The sequence below is a fragment of the Pseudomonas sp. SIMBA_067 genome, assembly GCF_046534675.1.
Taxonomy (GTDB): Bacteria; Pseudomonadota; Gammaproteobacteria; order Pseudomonadales; family Pseudomonadaceae; genus Aquipseudomonas; species Aquipseudomonas putida.
In genome coordinates this window covers 1-253 of record NZ_JAWRYH010000890.1, presented here as the reverse complement: position 1 = coordinate 253, position 253 = coordinate 1, and the positions used below count along the sequence as shown (strand labels likewise).

Here is a 253-nt window from a genome sequence, read left to right as displayed (position 1 = left end):
GCCTTATGGCCAGATGGCCTAGCCGTTATAATGCCTCGTAAAACTGACATTGAGGGACATCATGGAAGCCGTTGCATCAGCTCAGGCCTCATCGGAGGCAGAAACTCGAGCCATAGTCGACCTACTTGTGGCCACCAAGAATGACGGAGAGTTGCTGCAGCACCTTGGAGGTATCGGCAAGGAAGAGCACGCACTGATGGGCGAGCTAGTCCAAACCTACTGCCAAGCTGATGCCTTGTGCCGAGGCCTCGTA

1 protein-coding gene is annotated in these 253 nt (G+C 54.9%); it reads left to right on the top strand.

Annotated features, from left to right (window positions below; all coding sequences use genetic code 11):
- Window positions 1-61: 61 nt before the first annotated feature.
- The coding region (locus SB765_RS31785) for a hypothetical protein (RefSeq protein WP_410932778.1) at window positions 62-253 on the top strand (192 nt) is incomplete at its 3' end.